This is a genomic window from Collinsella sp. Sow4_E3, assembly GCF_052116285.1.
GTDB lineage: Bacteria > Actinomycetota > Coriobacteriia > Coriobacteriales > Coriobacteriaceae > Collinsella.
Genome location: NZ_JBQKLJ010000038.1, coordinates 1 through 3,399 on the forward strand (window position 1 = coordinate 1; position 3,399 = coordinate 3,399).

At 67.2% G+C, this 3,399-nt stretch carries 2 protein-coding genes; both read left to right on the forward strand.

Features of this window, described 5'->3' with window-relative positions:
- On the forward strand, positions 1 to 364 hold a 364-nt coding region (locus ACTQ48_RS10875), incomplete at its 5' end, for a hypothetical protein (RefSeq protein ID WP_441564099.1).
- The gene (locus tag ACTQ48_RS10880) at positions 364 to 3,381 is read left to right on the forward strand and encodes a phage tail tape measure protein (RefSeq protein WP_441042105.1); all 3,018 of its coding nucleotides are present in this window, start codon (positions 364 to 366) and stop codon (positions 3,379 to 3,381) included. The genes ACTQ48_RS10875 and ACTQ48_RS10880, both read left to right, overlap by 1 nt.
- The last annotated feature ends 18 nt before the right edge of the window (positions 3,382 to 3,399 follow it).

A 3,399-nucleotide genomic window follows, 5' to 3' on the forward strand; every position in this document is an offset into this window, starting at 1 on the left:
CCGATTCAACGGGTGGGAGCCGACCACGGTCACCACCACCCGCCCCGACGGCACAACCATCACCACCCGTGACCCCGAGTTCGACGCGTGGGAGCGGTCGCTGTGGATCGCATTCGACGCGTGGGAGAAGCAGTGCTGCCCCGGCTGCGGCACCCCCTACGAGCGTGGCCTGTGGGACAACGACGCCGAGCCGGACAAGCGGCCACGGTGGCGCGTCGGCATGTATCGCTGCCGCCCCTGCGAGGTGCTGGAGCAGGTGCAGAGCAAGCACGTCAAGGCCCTCGAGGCTGCCAACCATGACCAGCCCGTCCCCACCCACCACCTCAAGTGGTTCGCGTTCGAGCACCCCGAAGGGAGGCCCTGATGGCTGACCGCAATGTCAAGGTCATTCTCGCTGCCTCTGTGGAAGGATTCACGGCGGCGCTGGGTCGCGCGAAGGCGTCGGTGGAGACTCTGGGCGCGGCGACCGCGAAGGCCTCTCAGACGGAGGGGTGGCGCCGCGCTGGCACTGCGATGATCGGCCTCGGCGCCGCCGCCATGGCCGGGGTCGCGATGGCCGTCCGCGCCTCGGCATCGTTCGAGCAGTCGATGGCGGAGGTTGCCGCCACTGGCGAGGAGGCCCGTGGACAGATCGCCGGCCTGCGCAAGGCCGCGCTCGACGCTGGGCGCGACACTGCTTTCTCGGCCACCGAAGCCGCCGACGGCATCACGGCGCTGGCGAAGGCTGGCGTGTCCACCGCTGACATCCTGTCGGGCGGTTTGCGGGGCGCACTCAACCTCGCTGCCTCCGGCCAGCTGAGCGTCGCCGACGCCGCTGAAACAACATCCGCCGCCCTCGTCCAGTTCAAGCTGAAGGGCAAGGACGCTGGGCATGTCGCGGACCTGCTCGCCGCAGGAGCTGGTAAGGCCATGGGCTCGGTCGGGGACATGGGGCAGGCGCTCAAGCAGTCCGGCGTCGTCGCCTCCCAATTCGGCGTCTCCATCGAGGAGACCGTCGGCACTCTCGCCGCGTTCGCCTCCACGGGCATGATCGGCGCCGAGGCGGGCACCGGGTTCAAGTCGATGCTGCTGGCCCTGGCGAAGCCGTCCAGAGAGGCGCAGCGCGCCATGGACGAGCTCGGCATCTCCGCCTACGACGCCGAGGGCCAATTCGTGGGCATCACCAACCTCGCCGGCCAGCTCAAGGACAAGCTGGGCGACCTGACCGTGGAGCAGCGGCAGGCGGCCCTGTCCACGATCTTCGGCTCGTTCGCGATCCGCAACGCGTCGGTGCTGTACGAGCAGGGCGCTGAGGGTATCCAGCAGTGGGTCGACAACGTCAACGACTCCGGCTACGCGGCCCGTGTCGCCGCAGGCCTGCTGGACAACCTGAACGGCGATTTGCAGGTGCTCGGCGGCTCGTGGGAGACACTGCTGATCAAGATGGGCACAGACGCCCAAGCCCCATTGCGGAGCGTCGTGCAGTGGCTGACCGAACTGATCAACGCGGTTGCTGAGCATCCAACCATGGCCGCCTCGGTCCTCAAGCTGCTGGCCGCGTTCGGCGGGTTCGCGCTCGCCGCTGGTCTGATCATGAAGGCCACGACGGCGGCTGTCGAGTTCCGTACCGCGCTCTTGGCGTTGCAGGCAGCCCAGCCCAAGTTCATCGGCGCCTTGGGAGCCATGGGGAGGGCCGCTGGCGCTGTGGGCCTGGCCTTCGTGGCGCTCGAAGTCGCCTCCATGGTGTTTGAAAAGGTCAGGGTTGGCCAACCGACGCTTGAGCAAACCGCTTCGTTGATGGATCAGCTGGCCCTGTCCACTGAATCCGCCGCCGCCGCAATGTCTCGCCAAGACTTCGCGGCTCAGACGAGCATGGGTTGGCAGAAGATCGAACTGAGCGTCGAAGGGGCGTTCGAGCAGCTGAGGAAGTGGGATGACCTGCGGAACAGCTCTGACCCGATGGCCAACCTTTTTGCAGGCGCATCGGCCAATCTGGGCGCACTCAAGGAACTGGAAGAGGGCTTCCGGCGAGCAGATCAGGCGCTCGGCCAGATGGTTGGCACCGGCCACGCCGACAAGGCCGCCGCCGCGTTCGCCCGCATGGCCGAGGCGGCCAAGAAGCAGGGTGTCGATAACGATTCTCTCATCCGCCAGTTCCCGACCTATGCGGAGGGGCTGCGGGCGCAGGCGTCGGCGCTGGCTGAGGCGACGGGATACACCGACCTGCTCAACCTGTCCAACGAGGACCTCGTGCGCTGGATGGGTGGCGACATCCCCATCGCCGTCCGGTCCGCCCAGATCGCCGCCAAGGACGCAGGCTCGACATCCGAGGCGCTGACGAAACAGCAGAAGGAACTCTCTGCCGCCACCGACGCCGCGACCCGAAGCTATGACGAGTATGTCAACAGCCTGTTCGCCGCCAACAACGCTGCCGTCGCCATGCTCGACGCACAGCTCGGCTTCAACCAGTCCGTGCTGGACGGCAGCAAGGCCGCCAAGGAGTGGGCCGAAAAGGTCGCTGGCGGGCACGCCCAGGCCAAGAGCGCGTTCGACCGGACGACCGAAGCTGGCATTGCGAACAACCGCGTCATGCTGGACATGGTCAGCAATGCGCAGCGCGACATCGAGGAACGCACCAAACAGGGTGAGTCGATCGAGTCGATCATCGCTATCCACGGCCAGTACCGCGACCAGATGATCAAGGTCGCCACCCAATACCTCGGGAGCAAGGCCGCGGCAGTCGCCTACATTGACCAGCTGTTCAAGACACCGAAGAACATCAGCACCGCGGTCCAGTTGGAGAAGTCGGCCGCCGATGCGCGCCTGAATCAGTGGAAAACCAAGCTTGACGGCGTGCCCGACACTGTGCGCACCAGCATTCTCGCCGCCGTGGAGCGGGGCGACCTCGCGACCGCGAACCGGCTCCTGGCGGACGCAGCCCGGACCCGCACTGCCACGATCAAAGTCCATGTCTCCAAGGACGGCCGGGAGATGGTCGGCGGCGGAAACAGGGCAACTATCAACGCCTCTGGCGGGCTGTACACCGACCGGGCGAACGGGCACCTGCCGCAGATCGCGCGAGCGGGCGACTGGCGCATCTGGGCCGAGCCGGAGACGGGCGGCGAGGCGTACATTCCGCTCGCCAACGACTGGCGCCGCCCTCGAGCGCAGTCGATCCTCCGGGAGACGGCCAGCCTGATTGGGATGCGCACCTACGCCGGTGGCGGCATCTCGCACACCACCCCAGTTCTCGACACATCCGGCGTCGCGGACGCGGTTGCTGCCGGTCTGGCTGGTGCCCGGATCGTCATGGTGGACCCGACCTCGGGTGTGGAGCGGCTGGTGGATGCGCGGATCGAGATGGCTGGCCGTCGGTCGGCATCGACGGTGAGGAGACGCTGATGATACTGGCTCCGCTGG